Source organism: Pseudoalteromonas sp. TAE79, assembly GCF_000498015.1.
In the GTDB taxonomy this organism is placed as follows: Bacteria; Pseudomonadota; Gammaproteobacteria; order Enterobacterales; family Alteromonadaceae; genus Pseudoalteromonas.
This window is the reverse complement of the sequence record NZ_AUTL01000130.1, coordinates 1-23960: the sequence shown is the minus strand read 5'-3', so window position 1 is coordinate 23960 and position 23960 is coordinate 1. Positions and strand designations below refer to the sequence as shown.

Here is a 23960-nt window from a genome sequence, read left to right as displayed (position 1 = left end):
TGCATATTCCGGAGCATCGTGAACAGTGATTCCGGCCCATCGTGAACACCCGTTCTGGTTTTAGCGTGAACGCTCATTCCGGTTTTATCGTGAACACTTTTGACTGATTTTCCGGAATCGGTGTTCACACCAAACCAGTACAATTTCAACGCATTGATTATTAATTACTTTGTTAAGCTATTTCCTTTTTGTATTACTGAGGAAGGGATATGGCGACTAAGAGGATCACAATGCGTAAAATTCGAGAAGTGTTGAGGCTACATTTTGCTGCCCAACTCAGTGTCAGAAAAATAAGTGCCAGCACTAAGATCAGTGTCGGTGGTATTCAAAAACTACTCACTAAAGCCAGAGCTTTATCGTTAAGTTGGCCACTGCCCGACGAGCTTGATGATTCTGTGCTTGCTAGTCAGTTCTATCCTCGCGCCGACACTCGGCCATCCCAGCGATTTGAAGTGCCAGATTGGCCAGCCATTCGAAAAGAATTAACGGGCAAAGGCGTCACCAAGAACTTACTCTGGGAAGAATATACTCAGCAATATCCGAATCGTTGTTACAGCTATTCTCAGTTCTGCGATCGCTACATGACCTGGCTTAAAAAGCAAAAACGTTCGATGCGACAAGTGCATAAAGCAGGAGAAAAACTCTTTGTCGATTATGCGGGTCAAACGATGCCCATTGTTTGTAATGCGACGGGTGAAGTGAAGTTCGCCCAGATATTCGTGGCGGTGATGGGCGCATCAAATTATACATTTTGTGAAGCAACCTGGAGCCAAAGTCTACCCGACTGGATCGGCAGTCACGTGCGAGCATTTGAATTTATCGGCGGTATACCTGACATGGTTATCCCCGATAATTTACGCAGTGGTGTCAGTAAAGCGTGTCGCTACGACCCTGATGTTAACCCGAGTTATCAGCAATTGGCCGCGCATTATGGCACCGTGATTGTGCCTGCTCGTCCCAGAAAACCACAAGATAAAGCCAAGGCCGAAGTGGGCGTGCAAATCATTGAACGCTGGATACTCGCCAAGTTACGACACCAAACCTTTTTCTCATTAGCTGAGCTAAACCATTGCATCAAAGCCTTACTGCTTGAGGTCAATAATAAGCCCTTTAAGCAACTGAGTGGGACACGACAATCATGGTTCGAGTCAATCGACAAACCCGCCCTCGCGCCCATGCCCAAACTAGCTTATCAATTCACGGATATTAAACACGTCAAAGTGAATATTGATTATCACGTTCAGTATGATAACCATCTTTACTCGGTACCCCATCACTTGGTGGGTGAAAAGCTTGAACTTCATGCCAAAGACAACTTGATTGAGGCTTATTTCAAGCATAAACGCATCACCAGTCACCCGAGAAAATATCATCCGGGCATGACCACCACATCCGAGCACATGCCTGTAAAGCATGAGAAGCATCATAAATGGTCACCAGGGCGTTTAATGAATTGGGCGAAAGATATTGGAGATGACGTTTTGCTCTGGGTGAAAGCACAATTGGCACAGAAACAACATGAAGAACAAGCGTATCGTGTGTGCTTAGGCTTACTCAACCTATCAAGAAGCTATCCCGCCGATCGGCTCAATAACGCCTGTGCGATAGCCAATCAATACAGTTTATATCGGTTAAAACATATCAAAGACATACTCAGTAGCAACCAAGATAAATTGCCGCGAACGCAAGAAGAGCCGTCGACGTTATTGCCACAATCCCATGAAAATATCCGTGGTCCTAAAAGCTTCCATTAAGGTAAGGAAATTCTATGTTAGAACAAACGATAACTCAGCTTCGTCAACTCAAACTCAGTGGTATGGCCAACGCCTTAGTGAGCCAAATAGAACAACCAAGTACTTATGAAGGGTTGTCCTTCGATGAGCGACTACAACTGCTAGCAGACAGTGAAGCCCAAGACCGAGAGAGCCGAAAACAACAACGCTTACTTAAAGCGGCAAAACTTAAATTAGCCGCTAACGCCAGAGACATAGATTATCATCACCCGCGAGGTCTCAATCAATCGATGATGGCATCGCTACTGCAATGTGATTGGCTGAATAAATCACAAAACTTACTCATCACAGGCCCTTGCGGTAGCGGTAAAACCTATATCACTTGTGCGCTTGCGCATACAGGATGCATGAAAGGCTACAGCGTTAAATATTACCGACTCTCAAGGTTGATGCTTGCGCTGACACAAGCCAAAGCAGATGGCACTTACAGTCGAATGTTACAGTCACTCGCTAAGATCGACTTACTCGTTTTAGATGATTGGGGGCTTGAGCCACTTAAAGCGGCACAACGAAATGACTTAATGGAGATCATGGATGATAGGCACGGCAGTTCATCAACCGCCATCATCAGTCAATTACCCACCGAAGAATGGCATCAATCCATCGGCGATAATACCTTAGCCGATGCCATTTTAGATCGACTAATGCACAATGCTCATCGGATAAAATTAAAGGGGGAGTCTATGAGAAAAATTCAATCTAAAATTGACCATCGTGAACACTTAGGTTAAAAATGTCATGAACCCAATGCGTGGAATTTAAGTGTTCACGATAAAACCGGAATCGGTGTTCACCATCACCGGAATACGCACTGGAAGCATAGTAAAGTTATGATTACTTCTCAGAGCATTCACGGCACCAATGGCCGGATAGAGGTTGAACATATCAGCTTGCATAAAACGGTATTCAGTATTTACTTTTTCTGCACATCTTCGACCCTTAAATGACTTCCCCTTACTATTTACACACTGCTTATGTCCATTTCGCCATTCGCTAAAAGTACGACCAAAGTTTTCTGCTGGAACAACATGCTCCCATTCAATTTTTTTTGCTCGTTTGACGTACTTTGTTGTAGAAAAACCCTTTGGTGCAGTTACTTTTTTATTAACGTCAAATGTCGCACCACAATAAAGTGTAATGCGGTGATTGTTATAAACCTGCTTTTCTAGAAGTCGTTTAGCTTTGCTAAATGAGTCAATTTCTTGGTTTGCTGAAGAGGCAGCAGAGAAGATAAGTGTTGCTAACAGTGAAATTGTGGATGCTTTCATTATGATTCTTGGTACCTATTTCAGTTTAAATATGTCACATATAATAAATGAATTAATAAGCTAGTTCTCACTTGTGGTGACTGATAATTTTAATTTTTAGAACTCAGATACTATGCCATTAAAATTTAATGGGAAAGCTATTTCCCAGTCTATGTATTGTCATTTTGATACTGCCCAGAGCACACCGAGCAAAAGAAATAAGAATATCCTTTTGTATTTTTACGGTTTTGAGAACTCTCTCCTTTAGCGCCTCGAAAAGATGCGCACGGTTAGTGCATCTCGGCCGAAGCCTTGCTGCTTCGATTTGTTAAGTGTTAAAGGCACGATACTAAAAACTCTGGGGTGAAATACAATTTTACCCGCCCCTTTCCAGATTCATATACCACTTTCTCCAAAAACTTTATAGGTTCTTTTTTACCTTCGAACTGAACCATAGCCTTGGAGAAAGCAGAGGCAGCCCTTTTTATGTCTCTGTATGGATTTTCCGACTCAATAAAAATTTCTTGCCACTCACTTGCAAAAATTGTTACTGGGTTGGAGATGCCAAACAAATAACTTAGAGGCTCTAATTTCGACAATGCTAATGTTCTCAAGCGCATGGCGCTGAGAGGCATATTATAGGAAGCATTAATTAATTTGTTAGGCATATTAATCATGGTAATACTTTTCTCCTGAAGTGAAATTTTTTATATCTTTTCACTTATCGAAACTAAAGTAACGACCATTTGACCATATTTACGTTTTTTACACTTAGCACCTTATTGAACACCATTTTAATGGTTTAACGCACCAAAATTGCATATATTACATACCTTAATAACTCCATTAATATGCCGGTTAACAATGTTATGGGACAGATTAAGAGTCAAATCATCAAAACAAAAACAAGTTTAACTTTTCTATATCTGGTTATCGCTCAAAGCTGTCATTCTTCTTCTAAATTCCAACTTTAAGCTGATGAGAATATCAGCTAGGTGCTGTAAGCAAGTAGAAATATAGCCATGCACCATGATAACGATGATTATTTTACAGATCTAATGCCGTGGGGGGCTTAGCTAGACTTCGATTATAGCTAAGCTGTCTGTACACACTTCATCACTTTGAAGTAGGGGAGTCTGAGATTAAAATTCGCTTGTCGTAGTTGCTTACCTAATTAGCCTTCAAGCTTACTCCAAGAAAGTATCAATTTTCCTGAATTCACTAGGCGCTATACCCACTGATTTTTTAAACCGTTTAGAGAAATTAAATATATTAGGATACCCCACGTAAACGGCAATATGTGCAATAGGCCAGCGGGTATTTAATAATAAGTTTTTAGCCCGCTCTATTCGTAAATAAATAAGCTGTTGTATGGGGCTTTTACCAAATTGAGCTAGACATAAACGATGTAAATGCGGCGGTGAGTAATGTGCATACTCGCACATTTTCTTTATTGTCCAACCAAACTGTAAACGCTTATCTACCTCTTCAAATAAACCAATTAAACGATTATGCGCCGCCCCCTGAGAGTTGTTTTGTAACGTAGTATTTAAATAATGACTTAAAACAGGCGTTACGCTTTCGCGTAAGTTAGCGTTGGGTTCGCTGTATAAAAGCTCCATAGCAAGATGCAACGACTCAAGCTTTTGATCGGTTAATACCAATGCTTGCGCAAGGTTTAAATGCTTCCAACGTTTGGTGTTTGCAAGGTTTAACCAAATCACATCCCAATGTTCCCCATCTATTTTAACTTCAAAGCTTTGCTTAGCTGGTAACACAATAAGTGTATTGGCATTAAGCGTGTACTGCTCATTTTGTGTGGTTAATTTACCTTGCCCCGCAAGCGTATAAAAAAGCGTATGTTCTAAGGGGGCTGTACGTGCCACGCAATAACGCCCCAATAGGTTTGAACAACCTGCTAGCGCTATTTCTAGGTTTGGCATTTGTGCGAGCGTTTGTGAATCTATAAAGCGCTCTGTGCAGTGCGGGCCAATATCGAGTATATCTTTAATGTTGTAGCGCATAATACAATGATAGCTTTGGATAAATAAATGAGAGCTTTAAGCATAACCCCTGTGATTATTTTTAGCTATATTTAGCGCATTATAATTGCCCGTTTATGCAACAGGAATAAACATGACCTCTTTACAGCACATAATTAATCGTCGCGATTGGGAAAATCCAATTACAGTACAAGTTAATCAAGTAAAAGCACATAGCCCACTTAACGGCTTTAAAACAATTGAAGACGCCCGTGAAAATACACAGTCGCAGAAGAAAAGTTTAAACGGGCAGTGGGATTTTAAATTATTTGATAAGCCCGAAGCGGTCGATGAGTCGTTATTGTATGAGAAGATAAGTAAAGAGCTAAGCGGCGACTGGCAAAGTATTACTGTGCCTTCTAACTGGCAACTACACGGCTTTGATAAACCCATTTACTGTAATGTTAAATACCCATTTGCAGTAAACCCGCCATTTGTACCAAGCGATAACCCTACTGGTTGTTACCGCACTGAATTTACAATCACACCTGAGCAGTTAACGCAGCGTAACCATATAATTTTTGAAGGCGTTAACTCGGCTTTTCATCTTTGGTGTAACGGGCAGTGGGTGGGGTATTCACAAGATAGCCGCTTACCGAGCGAATTTGATTTAAGTGAGCTTTTAGTTGTCGGTACTAACCGTATTGCCGTTATGGTTATTCGTTGGAGTGATGGCAGTTATTTAGAAGATCAGGATATGTGGTGGCTAAGCGGTATTTTTCGCGATGTTAACTTACTTACAAAACCGCAAAGCCAAATACGCGATGTGTTTATAACCCCCGATTTAGACGCTTGCTATCGCGATGCAACGCTACATATAAAAACTGCGATAAATGCGCCAAATAACTACCAAGTAGCAGTACAGATTTTTGATGGTAAAACATCACTGTGCGAGCCGAAAATTCAAAGCACTAACAATAAACGTGTTGATGAAAAAGGGGGGTGGAGCGATGTCGTATTTCAAACAATAGCAATACGAAGCCCTAAAAAGTGGACCGCCGAAACGCCGTACTTATATCGTTGCGTAGTAAGCCTGCTTGATGAACAAGGCAATACAGTCGACGTTGAAGCCTATAACATTGGTTTTAGAAAAGTAGAAATGCTTAACGGGCAGCTGTGTGTAAATGGCAAACCGTTACTTATACGGGGTGTTAACCGACACGAACATCACCCAGAAAACGGCCATGCTGTTAGCACTGCCGATATGATTGAAGATATTAAGCTGATGAAGCAAAATAACTTTAATGCCGTACGTACAGCTCATTACCCTAACCATCCACTTTTTTACGAGCTATGTGACGAGCTAGGTTTATACGTGGTTGATGAAGCGAATATAGAAACCCATGGCATGTTTCCTATGGGGCGTTTAGCAAGCGATCCGCTATGGGCAGGTGCATTTATGTCGCGTTATACGCAAATGGTTGAGCGCGATAAAAACCACGCCTCAATTATTATTTGGTCACTTGGAAACGAATGCGGGCACGGCGCAAATCATGATGCTATGTATGGCTGGTCAAAAAGCTTTGACCCTTCTCGCCCAGTGCAATACGAGGGCGGCGGTGCAAACACGACAGCTACCGATATTATTTGCCCAATGTACTCCCGTGTAGATACCGATATTAAAGACGATGCGGTACCTAAGTATTCAATTAAAAAATGGCTGAGCTTACCGGGTGAAACTCGTCCACTTATTTTATGTGAGTACGCCCATGCTATGGGTAATAGCTTAGGTAGCTTTGACGATTACTGGCAGGCATTTAGAGAATACCCACGGCTGCAAGGCGGCTTTATTTGGGATTGGGTAGATCAAGGTTTATCTAAAATTGACGAGAACGGCAAGCATTATTGGGCTTACGGCGGCGACTTTGGTGATGAACTAAACGACCGCCAGTTTTGTATAAACGGCTTATTGTTCCCGGATCGTACACCGCATCCTAGCCTATTTGAAGCTAAATACAGCCAGCAACATTTACAATTTACACTGCGCGAGCAAAATCAAAATCAAAACCAAAACCAATACAGCATTGATGTATTTAGCGATTACGTATTTAGGCACACCGATAACGAAAAACTCGTTTGGCAATTAATACAAAATGGCGTGTGTGTTGAGCAAGGCGAAATGGCACTTAATATTGCTCCGCAAAGTACGCACACTTTAACCATTAAAACTAAAACAGCGTTTGAGCATGGTGCGCAATATTACCTTAATTTAGATGTAGCACTAATTAACGACTCACACTTTGCAAACGCTAATCACGTTATGGATTCAGAACAGTTTAAGCTTATAAATAGTAATAATTTAAACAGTAAATCATTTGCATCAGCTACAGAGAAAAGCGTTATAAGTGTTAATGAAACCGACTCCCACCTAAGTATTGAAAACAATACATTTAAACTTGTTTTTAATCAACAATCAGGACTTATAGAGCAGTGGTTACAAGACGATACACAAGTTATTAGTAGCCCACTGGTTGATAACTTTTATCGTGCCCCACTTGATAACGACATTGGTGTAAGCGAAGTGGACAACCTAGACCCTAATGCATGGGAAGCACGCTGGTCGCGCGCAGGTATAGGGCAATGGCAGCGCACATGTAGCTCAATCAATGCTGTGCAATCAAGCGTTGATGTCCGTATTACTTGTGTATTTAATTACGAATTTAATGGCGTGCTACAAGCACAAACACAGTGGCTATATACGCTCAATAATACAGGTACTATTAGCTTAAATGTTGATGTGAACTTAAACGACACCCTACCACCAATGCCGCGAATAGGGTTAAGTACAACGATTAACAAGCAAAGCGATACAAAAGTAAACTGGCTAGGGTTAGGTCCTTTTGAAAACTACCCAGATCGTAAATCCGCTGCACGTTTTGGTTATTACAGCTTGAGCTTAAATGAGCTATATACACCGTATATATTCCCAACTGATAACGGTCTGCGTAGCGATTGCCAATTACTGAGCATTAATAACTTAATCGTGACTGGCGCGTTTTTGTTTGCCGCCAGTGAGTATTCGCAAAATATGCTAACGCAAGCTAAACACACTAACGAACTAATTGCTGATGATTGCATTCATGTACATATTGATCATCAACATATGGGTGTAGGTGGCGATGATTCGTGGAGTCCAAGTACCCATAAAGAGTATTTATTAGAGCAAAAAAATTATAATTACTCGCTTACACTTACTGGGGGGATTACAACTTAACCTGTTTACTTATCATAAATTCATAGTAAGTAGATTATGTTTATTCAGTAATTTAATTAAAAGGAAAGTATTTTGATTGCTAAAGAAAGAAATTCTTTACAGAGTATCCAGCTTAGTGATGGTGAGAACTTAATTGCAGAAATAATACCATTCGGCGCAATAGTAAAAAGTATTAAATTTAAAAAACAGGAGGTTACGCTTAGTGTAGATGATCTCCAATACTATGTTGAAAACCCTTTTTATTTAGGTGCCACTATTGGCCGGTATGCAAATCGGATTGAAGGGGGGTGCTTTAATTTATCAGGTACACAATATAAGTTAGCAAAAAACAATGGTCCAAATAGTTTGCACGGTGGCATAAAGGGTTTTAATAAAGTGCTTTGGGAAGTGAGCAAGCAAAGTGCTAATGAAGTAGAGCTTTATTATTGCTCTGCAGATGGCGAGGAGGGGTTTCCTGGTCAGCTGCAAGTTTGGCAAACCATTACCGCAAACAATGGTCAATTAGTCTTGAGTTTTAAAGCCGTCAGTAATAAAGAAACTCTAGTCAATTTTACTAATCATTGTTACTTCAACCTTGAAGGTAGCGACACTATTGAAAATCATTTATTACAAGTAAATGCCACGCACTTTTTACCTATTGATGAAAACAATATTCCAATCAGTGAGCCTATTCCTGTTGCTAAAAGCTGCTTTGATTTCACTCAATCTAAACTGGTGGGTAGCGCACTTGAACAAAGTCATCCGCAGTTAGACATAGCTTCTGGAATCGACCATTGCTATGTATATGAAGATGATAATAGCCTCAAGTTAATGGCTAGCTTAACATCCACTCTTACTAATATTAATTTAACGCTTTTTAGTACTCAGCCAGGTATGCAGCTTTACACTGCTAACTTTGTTGACTTACCTTTTAAAGCGCGCCAGGCATTGTGTTTAGAGGCGCAAAACTGGCCTGATGCACCAAATAAAAAGGGTTTTCCTAAAGCAAATTTATTGCCAGGTGAAACGTATGAACAAGTTATCATTTATGCATTTTCATAAAAACACACTGAATAATGTTAATTTAAATGAGTTAAAAGTTACTCAAAGTTAAGTGAAAGGTTGCGCTTTAAGTCAATTTAAAGTATTTATAGTATAAATACTATTTGAAGCAATTCAGACCACACGACAATAAAATGACTACACACAATCAGGAGTTTTTTAAAAATGGTAATTAACAATAAGTTATCGTTCAACAAGAAAACCGCACTCAGTATTGCTATCACAGGTATATTGGCAAGCGGAACTGTTGCGGCTCAAGGTGTTGAAAACGACACACCTACAGTCGCGAATAAAGATGTTGAAGTTATCGCAGTAACAGGTATTCGTAGTAGTTTGCGTTCATCGATGTTGGATAAAAAAGCATCTAATGTGGTAACCGATGGAATTAAAGCAGAAGATCTTGGTAAATTCCCTGATTTAAACGTAGCAGAATCTCTGCAACGTATTACAGGTGTAGCAATTGACCGGAGTGGTGGTGAAGGACAAGCGGTAACTATCCGTGGTTTTGGTCCACAATTTAATACTGTACTTGTTAATGGCCGTCAAATTGCAACAGACAGTGCAGGCCGTGAGTTTAATTTTGATGTATTAGCTGCGGATCAAATCACCGGTGCTGATATTTATAAAAGTAACACAGCAATACTTCAGGAAGGCGGTATTGGTGGCACTGTTAACGTAACTACAGCTCGCCCTTTTGACTTTGGTGGTTTGCATGTTTTAGGTTCAGTTAAAGGTATGTACGAAAGCCTTTCTGAAGAAGTCTCACCGTCAGCATCATTTTTGATAAGTAATACGTTTAATGATGACAAGCTAGGTGTTCTTTTTGCTATCACTAACCAACAACGTAAGCTTCAGAATAATCAAATACTAACAGCAGGTTGGCGCGGCGGCCAAACAATATCTAATCCACAAGATGGCGTATTGTTTGACAATGCATACATTCCACGCAACTGGGACCAAATAGTTGATGAGCAAGATCGTGAACGTACGAACGCAAGCTTAGTACTTCAATATGCGCCGTCGGAGGATGTCACAATCACTGTTGATGGTATGATTTCTAAATTTGAAGTCGATTCAACGGTACGAGATTTAGCATCGTGGTTTGAACCTGATCGCGTTGGTAGCGCAACTATCGATCCAAAAACAGGCACGCTTTTGACCTTTACTCAAGAAGTTGGTTTAGGCGCACCTAGTGGTGACCCTGCAAGTGACTTTGTATCAAAAACAAGTAATTCACGCGATGTAACTAATAAAGCATTTGGTATTAACGTTGATTGGCAAGTAAACGATTCATTAAAAGCAAAATTTGATGTTTCTCGTTCAACGGCTGAAAACGACCGTGCCGGTAAGGATCGCTCTAACGTCGTAGGTATTATTAATAGCTATAACTTTGATGGTACAGGTAGTATACCAACAGTCCAACATGATGGTTTCGAAAACGGGGCATTACCAGATCCTAGTCTTGCACGCCTTCATATCAACGTAAAGGGTGATCAATTTACAGACGAAGATGAAATTACTGAAGTAAAGGCTGACTTCGAATATGTGCCCGATAAAGGTCCTGTTGAAAGAATTAATTTTGGTGCTTACCGTCAAGAGCGTGAAAAGTCGAGTTTCCAAATTTATGGAACTCAAAATTATTTTAGTGGGTATAGAGTTCCAGCACCACTTGATGCTATTGATTTTGAAGCCTACTCTGCTAGTAATTACTTCCCAGGTTTAATTGATACATTTTATAGCTATGACGGCGATAAGCTGGTTAGTTATTTAGCTGAACAAGGTTTTCCTATTGAGCCAACGCTACAAAATAACCGTTATACAATCAACGAAGATATCACTAGCTTATACATGGACTTTACACTTGGTTTTGACCTAGCTGATATGCCTGTAACTGTTAACTTAGGTGCACGTTATTCTGAAACTGACATTGATGTCGCAGCAGTACAAAGTTTTATCAGTGATGTAGTACCAACTCCTGATGCAACATTGTTTGCTAACGTATTTGGTCCAGCGACAAATATTGAACAAGGAACTAGTTACTCAAACTTACTACCATCTCTCAATGTGAAGCTTGAACTACAAGAAAATATGATACTACGCTTTGCTGCATACGATAGTATAACACGCCCAACCATGTCGCAGTTATCTCCTGCTACAACATTTAATGAGCCACGCCGTCAAAACTTAACAGCCAATGGTGGTAACCCTGCACTCAAACCATTCCAATCAGAAAACTGGGATATCTCTTATGAGTGGTATTATAACGATGCAAACTTATTTAGTTTTGCAGTGTTTAGTAAAGAAGTTGATGATTTCATAGTCACATTAACAGGTTCTGAAACTTATGAAATGGCTGACAGAACAGGTCCTGGCTTTGCATGTACTACATGTACAGGGCAAATCGATGATGAGCTAAATGGTAGTTCAGAAGTATACACTACCACTCGACCTCAAAATGGTGAGTCAGCGAAAGTAACAGGTTACGAATTTGGTGTAACTCATATGTTTGAAAGTGGCTTTGGCTTTATAGCTAATGCGACCGTAGTTAATAGCGATATTAGCGTTGGTGCTGACACTACACAAACATTCGCACTTGAAGGGTTAGGCGATTCACAAAATTTGGTGTTGTTTTATGAGCAAGATAACTGGCAAGCGCGAGTTGCATTTAACAACCGTGAAGGTTTCTTACGCTTAGTTGATAATGGATTTAATGGCGAACCTGTGAATGTTGAAACCTACGGGCAATGGGATATTAGCGCAAGCTATGATATCAACGAGAACTTTACTATTTTTGCAGAAGGGATCAACATTACTGAAGAAGAGTTAGTACAAACAGGTCGTTTTGCTAATCAAATTTATTCTATAGAAGATAATGGTTCGCGATACGCGTTTGGTATTCGAGGGTCGTTTTAACTAATAATAGAGGCAAGTACTTTGCCTCTGATTATTTTATTAGAGTGCTACATGTGCTAATGCCAATAAGTTTGGCTTAGCCATAGCGCCCAACCCTAAGAAATTACGTCTATACAGCAAATGCCCGTTAGGGCATTTGCTGTATAGACGTTACTAGAAAGCGTTCAAAGAGCAGTTCATTATGAATAAAACAATAAAAACAGTCGCGGTAATTGGTGGCGGTACAGCCGGATGGCTAAGTGCTGCAATTATAGCATCACATCACCAAAGTCAAAATGGTGATGGCTTAAAAGTGATGTTGGTTGAATCCTCAGATATTCCAACTATTGGCGTAGGTGAAGGTACTTGGCCCACGATGAAAAATACACTTCAGCAAATAGGTTTGCGTGAAGTTGATGTTTTTAAAGCCTGTAATGCCACTTTTAAACAAGGCGGGAAGTTTGTAAATTGGACCCATGGCAATAACGACTTCTATTACCATCCATTTACTGTACCACTAGGTTACGGACGTATAGATTTAGCTCCTTACTTAGATAACGTTGAAAACTATGCACAACAAACTAACTTCCAACATGATATTTGTGAAGAAAACCTAGCACCACGCAGTATTACACAAGGTGAATATCAAGGTGATTGTAACTATGCTTATCATTTCGATGCAGGTGCCTTTGCTGATTTATTAAAGCAGCACTGTAAAAATAACCTAGGTGTTGAGCATATTATTGGCACAGTTGATAAAGTAAAGCTTGATAATAGTGGAGAGATAAACGAGCTTACTCTGAAAGATAGTACTCATACTATAAACGCCGATTTATACATAGATTGCACTGGTTTTTCATCGCTGTTGTTAGGTCAAACGCTTAACGTACCATTTAAAAAAATAGACCATGTATTGTTTAACGACAGTGCACTTGCTATGAAAGTCCCTTACGGTGAAGATGATCAATCCATTGCTAGTCATACTATTGCTACCGCTCAAAATGCAGGTTGGATTTGGGATATAGGCTTAACAGACCGCCGTGGTGTAGGTCACGTATATTCAAGCAAATTTTTATCGGATGACGAAGCTGAGGAAAACTTACGGAACTATTTAGGCGATGCAGCGAAGGGCTTAACCGCTCGCAAAATAAGCTTTGAATCAGGGTATCGTGAGAAGTTTTGGCATAAAAACTGTGTTGCTATTGGTATGTCGGCAGGATTTGTAGAGCCACTTGAAGCAACCGCAATTATGTTAGTAGAGATTTCAGCTCGCTTCGTAGCAGAACACATGCCAACTGATACACAGGTCATGCCTATTATAGCTAAACGCTTTAACGAACAGATGGATTACCGTTGGCAGCGTATTATCGATTTTTTAAAACTGCATTACATGCTGTCTAAGCGTCCAGAACCTTATTGGCAAGCACATGTTAAACCTGAAACTATTCCACAAAGCTTACAAGAAGACCTGTTGGTTTGGGGAGGGCGCGGTCCACTTATTCAAGATTTCCATGGTTCATTAGAGTTATTCCCTGCTGCTAGTTATCAATATGTTTTGTATGGTATGGGTTTTAAGCCCGACTTTACTAAGCAAGCGTATTTATATACACAACATACGCAAGCAAAACAAATAATTGAACGTAACACTCAATTAACACAGCAGATGTTGCAAACTTTGCCGCCACACCGTGCTTACATAAACCAGTGGTTGGCAGCTAACTCAATTTAAGGATGTGTGAAGATGGCAATTAAAAAATTATCAAACACAGAACATCAAGCATTAAAAGTTAACCCTAATGCTGCGGCAATTTATGCATCAACCAAGCATTTACTTAATTTAAGAGCAACAGAAGTAGCTAAAGTAACGTGCGATCTTCCTGTGTTTTTTGCACGTAATGCACAAAATGGTAGCTATACAATTTCAGCCCTAACCAGTTTTAATGCTAATAAAAATTTATTAGTAAATAACACAAAATGGCACGCACTTTATACACCAATGTGTATGCAATCATATCCACTTTATTTATTAACACACGATGCTAATAGTAGTGATTACTTTGTTGCTATAGATGAAGAAAGCTCAGTAGTAAATATAGAGCAAGGTGAAGCGTTATTTGATAATAAAGGAACCCCAAGTTTATTTTTAAGCGCGCAGAAAAAACTACTCGAAGCTGATTTAAAAAACGATTATCTCACTTATAAATTTACACAAGAGTTAGTGCGTTTAGGGCTTATAAAGGATATTGATATTATTTTGCAGTTCGAACAAGGCGACCCTCAAACTATTCAAGGCTTGAGTACCGTTGACGAAGATAAGCTTCAAGCACTTGATCATGACACTATTGTTAACTTACATAAGCAAGGTTACTTAAATGTGTTAAATAGCATGTTAATTTCACTTTTTCAGCTTAACGCCTTAGTAAAAATTCATAATCAGCATCCAGAACTCAAGCCTTTAAAGCAAATTAAATTAGAGCTAAGTCGAGATGCGCACGCATTTTAGCGTGTCTGTTTTCACACACATATAAGAGACACACACATGTCAGATAACATTTTACAGTTAGTGGTTTTTGTTTTTGTCACCGCATTAATTGGTGGCCTTACTTATTGGAAATGTCGAGGTCAAAATCGCAATAACGGACAAAGCCAAACCAAAGAGTATTTTTTAGCGGGCGGTGGCCTTACTTGGATTTTTGTTGCAGGTTCGATCACATTAACTAATCTAAGTACCGATCAGCTTGTAGGTATGAATGGTAACCAAATGGCGTTACTAGTTTGGTGGGAATTAGCATCAATTATTGGCTTAATTATTTTAGCTAAAGTGTTTATTCCAGTTTATTACAAATACAATTGTACTACCACGACAGAGTTATTGGAAAAGCGCTATAACAACAAGCATATTCGCGCTGTTATTGGTGGGTTGTTCTTTTTAGGTAATGCACTTATTTATATGCCAGCGGTAATCTACTCTGGTGCGCTATTTATGCAAACCATGTTTAAAGTTGATATACCATTAATGTACATAGCAACCGCTTTTGCTATTATAGGTGCCATTTATGCCTTTTTTGGTGGGCTACGTGCAGTTGCTGTATCGGATACATACAACGGGCTACTCGTGCTAGGTATGGCAATACTAGTCGTGTTCTTAGCGCTTAACGCAATTGATTACGACTTTAGCGGTATTCCAGAAGAGCGCTTAACGTTAATTGGCGGGCCTGATTCGCCTATCCCTTGGCCAACGCTACTGACTGGTATGATATTCATTCAGATGTTTTACTGGGGAACTAATCAAACGATTACACAGCGCGCTATGGCAGCACCTAATGTCAAAGAAGCGCAAAAAGGGATATTTGCGGCAGCAGGTATTCGCCTTTTGATTGTTCCGGCAATCGTGGTATTACCGGGTATTATTTCGTTTAAGCTTTATGGTGATATTGGCGACGCCGCTTATGGTCGAATTGTGGGCGATGTAATACCTACATGGTTAACAGGTGTGTTTGCCGCAGCAATGGCTGCAGCAGTGCTTTCAACTTATAACAGTTTACTAAACTCATCTACGGCATTATATGTGTGTGATATTCACGAAGCATATTTTAATAAAGAACCAAGTGTTGTAAAGCTAAGTGGTTATGTAACATTGCTACTAACAAGCTTAACGCTTGTACTTGTGCCTATTTATCAACAGGCCGATAGCATCATTAATTTACTGCAACAATTGAATGGCCTGCTAAGCATGCCTATATTTTCTATTTTTGTTGTGGGCTTGCTATTTAAAAATGTTGATGCGCGAGCAGGTATTGCAGCTGTAATCTTAGGAGTTACTATGTACGGTATGCTGACCTTTAAAAACTCACCATTACATACTGATTTGCATTATATTCATGTAATGCCTATTACCTTAATTGTATGCGTAGCTTTTGCATTGATTGTAAATAAGGTTGTATTTGGCTTAACAGCTCAATGGGCTGGTAAGTCACCTGCAATTGAAGTTATTGGATCTGCTCAAGAGCAAAAATAAATTACCAATTGTTAAAGCTGACAAATCGGTCAAGGGGGTGCTCTGGCCGATTTTTACTTTTAGAAGCCTTATTAAGTACAGGAAAGTTTGTGATTTAGGTGCAATAGTCTATTAACAATTTATTTGTATGATATATACTATTATTAATTATTCCCATCTGATAGATTATGCCTTGAGCAACGATAGGCATATAAACTCAGGATATAACTAATATACCTTCATTATATTTACAACTCACACAATGGATAAAAGGATAGGAGAATCATGGCTGACACTAAATTATTTTATCGATTAGACAGTGCAAATTGCACTGTAATTTTCGACTGTCAAAGAAAAACACCTTCGTTACTATACTTTGGTAAAAAATTATCAGAGCAAACTACAGAAACTATGTTAGCTCAACTTGCTACCCGCCAAGAAGTGAAATGTGCTGTAGTTGAAGAAGCACCCATTTCCCTTTCACCATTATTAGGTGAAGGTTTTACTGGTGCACCAGGGCTTGAGTTAATAAATGATTCTATTGCTTGGTCAGTTGGTCCACAGCTTAAAGAAGTTCGCCAGCCTTTAAATTCAACAATTGAGTTTTTAAGTGTAGATACATTACGTGGTATTGAATTACTGCACAGTATTACGCTCGATAATGATACCGATGTATTGAGCGCGCATACTGTACTAACTAATTTAGGCGATTTGCCATTAAACGTTAACTTCTGTGCTGCACCAACATTTCCGTTACCAGATAGCATAAATAAAATTGTAAGCTTCGAGGGTCGTTGGGCGAATGAGTTTCAACGCCAATCAGTTGATTTAACACTAGGTAGTTTTGTACGTGAAAATCGTAAGGGTAAAACATCACACGACGTATTTCCTGGTTTATTAGTACATAGTGAAGGCGCAGGAGAGCAGCATGGCGAGTGTTATGGTTTCCACTTAGGTTGGAGTGGTAATAATAAATTGCGTGCAGAGTTATTACCCGAAGGGCGCCGTTACGTACAAATGGGTGAATTGCTATTACCTGGTGAACTTACTCTTTCTAAAGGCGAAACTTACCAAAGCCCTAATATTTATAGCTCATTCTCAAACAAGGGGTTTAGCGCGCTTTCTCGTAATTTTCACCGTTTTGTTAAAGCAAATCTACTTACTCAAGCACAACGTGAGAAAGCACGTCCGGTGCATTATAATACATGGGAAGGAATTTACTTCACCCATGATGTAGATACTCTTAAAGAGTTAGCTGACAAAGTTGCTCCATTAGGTGTTGAGCGCTTTGTACTTGATGATGGTTGGTTTAAAGGGCGTCATGACGACAATGCAGGACTTGGTGATTGGACTGTAGACTATGATGTGTATCCTGATGGTTTGTTGCCAATAATCGAGCATGTAAATGGCTTAGGTATGGAGTTTGGCCTTTGGTTTGAGCCTGAAATGGTAAACCCAGATAGTGACCTTTACCGTGCTCACCCTGATTGGGTGTTAGGCTCAGAAAATAATGAGCAATTAAGCTTCAGAAATCAATTCGTGCTTGATTTAACTCGTACAGAAGTTATTGAGTACTTATACACAGCAATCCACGATATCTTAGTTGAGTACCCAGCGATAAAGTATATTAAGTGGGATATGAACCGTGATATTAACCATGCAGGTAACTTTTCAGGAAAACCTGCGGTGCATCAACAAACACTTGCACTTTATCGTTTAATTGACCGTATTAAAGCCGCGCATCCTGGGCTTGAAATAGAAAGCTGTTCATCAGGTGGTGCCCGTGTAGATTACGGCGTACTTGCACATACAGACCGTGTATGGACGTCAGATTCTAACGATGCGCTTGATCGCCTTGAAATTCAGCGTGGTTGTTCGTTCTTCTTCCCATCGTCGGTAATGGGGGCTCATGTAGGTCCTCGGGATTGTCACATTACAGGGCGTAACGTAAGTATTGAAATGCGTGCTGCTGTATCAATGTTTGGTCATATGGGCATTGAAATGGACCCACGTGAATTAACTGATCACGAATACAGCGCACTTAAAGCAGCTATTTCTCTACATAAAGAGCATCGTGACTTTATTCATGCTGCAGATTTATACCGCCTTGATAGCGACGATTTATCAATTAACTTTGGTTTAATCGATGAGCGAAAATCAAAAGCATTATTTGCTTATAACAGCGTGCGCGAAACACCGCGTACAGCGCCTAATAAGCTTCGCTTTGTTGGCCTAGATGCTGATGCGCAGTACACACTTAGCTTAGTATGGCCTGTTAAATTTGAAGAGTATCGTCCATCTTCTATTGCTGCGGTAAATGGACAGAAATTCACAGGTGAAGCGTTAATGCAATTTGGTCTACAAATGCCAATATCATTTCCACAAACATCACTTGTTTTTGAACTTAATAAAATTTAAAGTTTAAAGAAAAAGTAGCAAAAGGGAGCAAGTAAGCTCCCTTTTTAAAGCCTTCAAAATATTAAACTAATCTAGATTCAATTAATTCAAGGGCTTCTTCTAAAATTGTTTCTACTGCTTTTTTAGCTCGTTCAGGGTTGCGTGATTTAATGGTATTTAAAATATCTGCATGTTTTGCTACATCAGCACCAGGCACGCCTTTTATATGATTTGTATAACGAATGCTTACGCGTAAAGCTGTACTGATAAACTCAGTTAACTGTACAAAAAATCGATTATTACTGGCAACTAATATACTAGTATGAAAAGCAATATCTGCTTCCAGCGTATCATCCAATCCTTTGTCAGCATCTGCCATACGCGCTAATGCATTATCAATTTCTGCGAGTTGCTCAGCTGTGGCACTTATAGCTGCAAGGGCTGCAGCCTGTGGCTCAAGCGCTACACGTACTTGGGTGAATTCTTTTAACAATGAAAGTGACGGGTTACTGCTTAGAATCCAGCGTAATACATCAGTATCAAACATATTCCAGCTACTTTCAGGTAGAACACGAATACCTTGTTTAGGACGAGAAGATATTAACCCTTTAGCTGAGAGCATTTTTACCGCTTCTCGAGTTGCGCTGCGGCTTACATCGTATTTAATACATAAGTCAGCTTCAGAAGGCAGCCCTTCATTTATAGGGTAAATACCACGCACAATAGCAAACCCTAGATCGTGAGCGAGTTGTTGCGTTAAATTTTGACGAGGTTGGCTTTTCATTACGCAGAATTCCGAGTTGAGATATTACTTTATTATATAGCATATATCATATTAATGTACGTATAGATATGCTATAAACTTTTATTAGTAAATGTTTAACACAGTGATAAAAGCTCTGCTTGGTTCATTATAGATTTATTATGGTGTTAAATAGGAGTGAATATACACTGTATGGAGAATCTAATTTGAACACCTTAACCCAATATCATAGCCTTAGAGGTAAAGTTATCTTTATTACTGGCGGTGCTTCAGGCATCGGAAAGGCAATGGTTGAATCGTTTGCTAAGCAGGATGCTAAAGTGGCATTTATAGATATAGACGATGACTCCGCACGAGTGCTTATTAACAGCCTCCCAGAGGCTAATTTATGGTATAGACAAGTCGATGTAACAGACTCATATGCTCTGCAAAAGTCACTAGTTGATGCGAGTTTAGTTCTTGGTAATATTAATGTACTAGTTAATAACGTAGCAAACGATCGTCGCCAAGCAAGTGAAGAAGTTACAGTTAATGATTGGGAACAATGCTTACAAATAAATTTAAATCCAGCCTTTTTTGCCTCTCAAGTCGCAATGTCTTTTATGCAAAAAGAGAACTCAGGTAGCATAATAAATTTTAGCTCTATTAACGCTATTATGGGGCAACCCCAAATGGCAGGCTATGTAACCGCTAAAGCGGGTATCATAGGAATGACTAAAGCATTAGCTCGAGATTATGGTGAATTTGGTATTCGAGTAAACGCTATTTTACCTGGTTGGGTCGCCACAAAGCGGCAACTAGCAAGCTGGTTTACTGAGGAAGAACAAGTAAAATGGATGGCAGCTATGGCATTAAAAAAATTAGTTACACCTGAGGATGTTGCAAATTTAGCACTATTTTTAGCTGCAGATGAAAGTAGTATGATCACCGGGCAAAGTATTAAAATTGACGGCGGGAGGCTTTAAAACTTGACTGCTTCACCATCTTTTATTGCTGTTGACTGGGGAACGAGCCATTTACGTGCTTATTTATGTGAAGTGCAAACGCAATCAACATTTAAGTTATTAGCGCAACGCGACGGACCCGGCGTAGTAAAAGCTAGCCAACACTTTGGGCAAACCTTAGTTGATACAGTTGGTGACTGGGAGCAAGAGTATGGCAGTTTACCTATTTATATTTCAGGGCAGATCACCTCGAATATTGGCTGGCATGTAACGCCTTATTTAGAGTGTCCAATTAACCCTGAAGAGTTACTTAATTTAGCAGTGAGCTTTAGTTATGCAGGACTTACTATAAAGGCGTTACCTGGTACAAAGTGCATGCTGAAAAATAATTTATTTGACGTAATGCGTGGTGAAGAACTTCAAATTCTGGGGTTTTTAAAAGAAAACCCCGAATACCAGCATGTTAAAGTGCTACTTTGTTTGCCGGGTACCCATACAAAGTGGGTGTTATTAGACCGCGGTGAAATAATATGCTTTAAAACAGCAATGACCGGTGAATTATACGATTTATTATGTAATCAAAGTGTTTTAATTCCTAACGATTGCGCAAAAGGAGAGTTTGACTGGGAATCATTTGAACAAGGTTGTGAGCTTACTTTAGGTAGTGATAACGGGAACTTGGCGCATGGTATTTTTAGTGTGCGTACTCGTCAACTTTCAAAGGATTTAACTCCAGTACAAGCAAAAGCATATTTATCGGGCGTCTTAATTGGCAGCGATGTAAGAGCATCTCGCCATGCTAGCGAATGGCAATTATTAAGTGATACGCAAGTAGTAGTTATTGGTACAGAGCAACTTAATAAATGTTTTATTACAGCACTGAAGCAAATCGGTGTTAAGAGTATTGGGGTTGATGTTAAAGCAGCGACGCTTAGTGGCTTTAATTATTTATTTAATTTAGAGATGAAAGAATAGCCCCTCTATTATGAGGGGCTATATGACTGCATGTTATTAAGCACTTTTAGCTGACTTGTTGTACTCAATATAGTGATTAAGAGTAGTAATTTGTTCAGGATTGAAACGTAGTCCTAGCTTTGTGCGTCGCCACAATATGTCGCTTGTACTATTAGCCCATTCATAATTCAATAGATAATCCACTTCTGCCGCATATAAATTATGACCGAAGTTTTGACCTAAATCACTCAACTGCTTTGTGCTACCTAAAACATTTACAGCACGCGTACCATAAGTACGTATCAAACGATTTAAGAGTACCTCTGGTAACCACTTATAGCTTGATTTTAATTGTTTTTTAAGTGTTTTTACAGAGCTAAAATCACCACCGGGCAAAACATTATGTTTCGTCCATGGTTTGCCTATTTGCGGATAAAAGCTTTCAAGCTTATTAATTGCAGCTTCTGCAAGTTTTCGATAAGTGGTAATTTTACCGCCAAATACACTCAGTAACGGCGTGCGCTGACCGTCACTTGAAAGTTCTAATTTATAGTCCCGAGTAACAGCCTGTGCATTAACCGACTCGTCATCAAGTAATGGCCTTACCCCAGAAAAGGTATGTACTATATCTTCACGTTTAATAAGCTTTTTAAAGTAGTTATTAGTAATATCGATAAGATAATCGATTTCTTCGTCACTTATTTTTACATCCTGTGCAGCACCATTATATTCAACATCGGTAGTACCAATTAGAGAATAATCATCCTCAAACGGCAACACAAACACAATGCGATTATCTTTATTTTGTAAAATATAAGCATGTGATTCATCATGAATACGCGGTACAACAATATGACTGCCCTTTACAAGGCGAATATTTTGTGGCGATTTCTCTTCAAGTGTTTCATCAAACAGTTTAGCCACCCAAGGACCTGCTGCATTTACAATACCTTTAACTGAAATATCATAGTGCAGTTTAGTGTCTTGCTGTTCTAGGGTTACTTGCCATGTGTCTTGCTCGCGGCGCGCTTTCACGCATTTTGTTTGCGTGGCAATAACAGCGCCTCTTTCTTGAGCGGCTAATGCATTTAAAATGACTAAACGAGAGTCATCAACCCATCCATCTGCATATTCAAAGCCTTTAGTGATTGAAGGCTCCAATACACTATGTTTGCCAAATTTGATACTTTTAGACGCAGGTAAGGTAATCCGTTTAGCTAAGTTGTCGTACATAAAAAGACCAACCCGAATCATCCAAGCAGGGCGCAGATGTTTCTGATGTGGCAATCTAAAAGTAAGCGGCCACATAATGTGAGGAGCATTTTTTAGAAGTACTTCACGCTCAGCTAGCGCTTCTTTTACTAATCTAAACTCGTAATGCTCTAGGTAGCGTAGTCCACCATGGATCAGCTTGGAGCTATTTGAAGATGTTGCAGAAGCTAAATCAGACTGTTCGCACAAAAGTACTTTAAGCCCTCTTCCTGCAGCATCAGCTGCTATGCCAGTGCCGTTTACGCCACCACCGATGACGAGTAAGTCATATTCATTATCTGCTAATTTCACCGATCACCTTCTATTTATTATATGAAAACATTGAATTTACTGGTCACAACTATCATTAGTTAAGCAAACTTGAGCAACACAGTGCTGCCATTTTGCATATAGATCGTTACGTTCGTCGACGCTCATTGTTGGTTCGAAACGGTGATCACATGTCCACATTTTAGATAATTGCTCTGTTGACTCGTAAACCCCTGCTTGAAGACCTGCTAAGTAAGCGACACCTAGAGAAGTTGTTTCGGTTACTGTAGGACGCTCAACTGTCGCACCTAAAATATTTGATAAAAACGCCATTGCCCAATTATTTTTAACCATACCACCATCAACACGCAGTACACTTGGGCGCAAACCATCACGCTCCATCGCCTTTTGTAAATCTTTAGTTTGATAACCTACCGATTGCAACGCTGCGGCAACGATGGTGCTAATACCTGAGTCACGTGTGAGGCCTAAAATAGCGCCACGCGCATTAGGATCCCAATACGGAGCGCCAAGCCCTGTGAACGAAGGAACTAGGAATACGCCATGATCCAGTGGTACATCTTTTACTATCGACTCACTTTCACCAGCATGGCTTAGTAGTTTCAAGCCTTCAACAATCCACTGCATGGTTGCGCCAGCCATAAAAATACTGCCTTCAATAGCATAAGTTGGTTTGCCATTTAAGCGATATGCAACAGTGGTTAACAAACGATTTTCAGAAGTAAGTGCTTTTTCACCGGTATTAAGCATGAGAAAGCAACCTGTACCATAGGTGCTTTTTGCCATCCCTTGTTCGAAGCATGCATGACCTACAAGTGCGGCTTGTTGGTCACCTGCAATACCACAGATACGGATTGGCGAACCAAAAATATTATCACTCGTTGAACCAAATTCATCTGCAGAGTCCATCACTTCTGGCAGCATAGATTCTGGAACCTCAAATAAATCGAGTAATTCTGGATCCCACTGTTGAGTATGGATATTAAATAACATGGTGCGCGATGCATTCGTTGCATCAGTACGGTGTTCTTTCCCACCGGTTAGGTGCCAAAGTAAATAAGTATCAACTGTCCCAAAAGCAAGCTCGCCGGCAAGCGCTTGTTCGCGAGCACCTTCCACGTTATCTAAAATCCA

16 protein-coding genes and 1 pseudogene are annotated in these 23960 nt (G+C 39.8%); 11 read left to right on the top strand and 6 right to left on the bottom strand.

Going from position 1 to position 23960, the window contains the following annotated elements:
* The first annotated feature begins 209 nt into the window (after positions 1-209).
* Positions 210-1754, top strand: a complete 1545-nt coding sequence (istA, locus tag L655_RS0108840; protein WP_024600838.1) for an IS21 family transposase — start codon at positions 210-212, stop codon at positions 1752-1754.
* A 14-nt stretch (positions 1755-1768) separates the two neighbouring features.
* On the top strand, positions 1769-2524 hold the full coding sequence (istB, locus tag L655_RS0108835; protein ID WP_024603886.1) for an IS21-like element helper ATPase IstB: 756 nt from the start codon (positions 1769-1771) through the stop codon (positions 2522-2524).
* Between the two features lie 81 nt (positions 2525-2605).
* Here istB and L655_RS0108830 read toward each other — a convergent pair.
* The 3 genes and pseudogenes from L655_RS0108830 to L655_RS0108820 all read right to left on the bottom strand — a co-directional run.
* Positions 2606-3061 (bottom strand): annotated as a pseudogene (locus tag L655_RS0108830) (endonuclease); the annotation flags it as partial.
* Between the two features lie 314 nt (positions 3062-3375).
* A complete protein-coding gene (locus L655_RS0108825; protein WP_024604799.1) occupies positions 3376-3717 on the bottom strand; it encodes a replication initiation protein in 342 nt (113 codons plus the stop codon).
* Positions 3718-4227: 510 nt separating this feature from the next.
* A complete protein-coding gene (locus L655_RS0108820) occupies positions 4228-5064 on the bottom strand; it encodes a helix-turn-helix domain-containing protein (RefSeq protein WP_024604798.1) in 837 nt (278 codons plus the stop codon).
* Positions 5065-5176: 112 nt separating this feature from the next.
* On the opposite strand from L655_RS0108820, the gene L655_RS0108815 reads away from it, so the two are divergent.
* From L655_RS0108815 to L655_RS0108785, 7 genes are all read left to right on the top strand, one after another.
* Entirely contained in the window at positions 5177-8296 is a 3120-nt protein-coding gene (locus L655_RS0108815; protein WP_024604797.1) for a beta-galactosidase, read from the top strand.
* 75 nt (positions 8297-8371) lie between these two features.
* Positions 8372-9337, top strand: a complete 966-nt coding sequence (locus tag L655_RS0108810; protein WP_086996403.1) for an aldose epimerase family protein — start codon at positions 8372-8374, stop codon at positions 9335-9337.
* Between the two features lie 165 nt (positions 9338-9502).
* Entirely contained in the window at positions 9503-12250 is a 2748-nt protein-coding gene (locus L655_RS0108805; protein WP_024604795.1) for a TonB-dependent receptor, read from the top strand.
* 181 nt (positions 12251-12431) lie between these two features.
* Positions 12432-13958, top strand: a complete 1527-nt coding sequence (locus tag L655_RS0108800) for a tryptophan halogenase family protein (protein WP_024604794.1) — start codon at positions 12432-12434, stop codon at positions 13956-13958.
* A gap of 12 nt (positions 13959-13970) precedes the next feature.
* A complete protein-coding gene (locus L655_RS0108795) occupies positions 13971-14732 on the top strand; it encodes a SapC family protein (RefSeq protein WP_024604793.1) in 762 nt (253 codons plus the stop codon).
* Between the two features lie 36 nt (positions 14733-14768).
* A complete protein-coding gene (locus L655_RS0108790) occupies positions 14769-16247 on the top strand; it encodes an SLC5 family protein (protein WP_024604792.1) in 1479 nt (492 codons plus the stop codon).
* A 264-nt stretch (positions 16248-16511) separates the two neighbouring features.
* Complete coding sequence (locus L655_RS0108785) at positions 16512-18644, top strand: alpha-galactosidase (protein ID WP_024604791.1); 2133 nt, start codon at positions 16512-16514, stop codon at positions 18642-18644.
* A 61-nt stretch (positions 18645-18705) separates the two neighbouring features.
* On the opposite strand, the gene L655_RS0108780 is transcribed toward L655_RS0108785, so the two are convergent.
* Positions 18706-19407, bottom strand: coding sequence for a FadR/GntR family transcriptional regulator (locus tag L655_RS0108780; RefSeq protein WP_024604790.1), 702 nt, complete (start codon positions 19405-19407; stop codon positions 18706-18708).
* Between the two features lie 185 nt (positions 19408-19592).
* Between L655_RS0108780 and L655_RS0108775 the strand changes: the two genes are divergently transcribed.
* A complete protein-coding gene (locus tag L655_RS0108775; protein ID WP_024604789.1) occupies positions 19593-20351 on the top strand; it encodes an SDR family oxidoreductase in 759 nt (252 codons plus the stop codon).
* Between the two features lie 3 nt (positions 20352-20354).
* On the top strand, positions 20355-21305 hold the full coding sequence (locus L655_RS0108770) for a 2-dehydro-3-deoxygalactonokinase (RefSeq protein ID WP_024604788.1): 951 nt from the start codon (positions 20355-20357) through the stop codon (positions 21303-21305).
* Positions 21306-21341: 36 nt separating this feature from the next.
* On the opposite strand, the gene glpD is transcribed toward L655_RS0108770, so the two are convergent.
* Together glpD and L655_RS0108760 are read right to left on the bottom strand one after the other, a co-directional pair.
* On the bottom strand, positions 21342-22847 hold the full coding sequence (gene glpD / locus L655_RS0108765) for a glycerol-3-phosphate dehydrogenase (RefSeq protein WP_024604787.1): 1506 nt from the start codon (positions 22845-22847) through the stop codon (positions 21342-21344).
* 36 nt (positions 22848-22883) lie between these two features.
* Positions 22884-23960: FGGY-family carbohydrate kinase (locus tag L655_RS0108760; protein WP_024604786.1), on the bottom strand; the 1077-nt coding region annotated here is incomplete at its 5' end.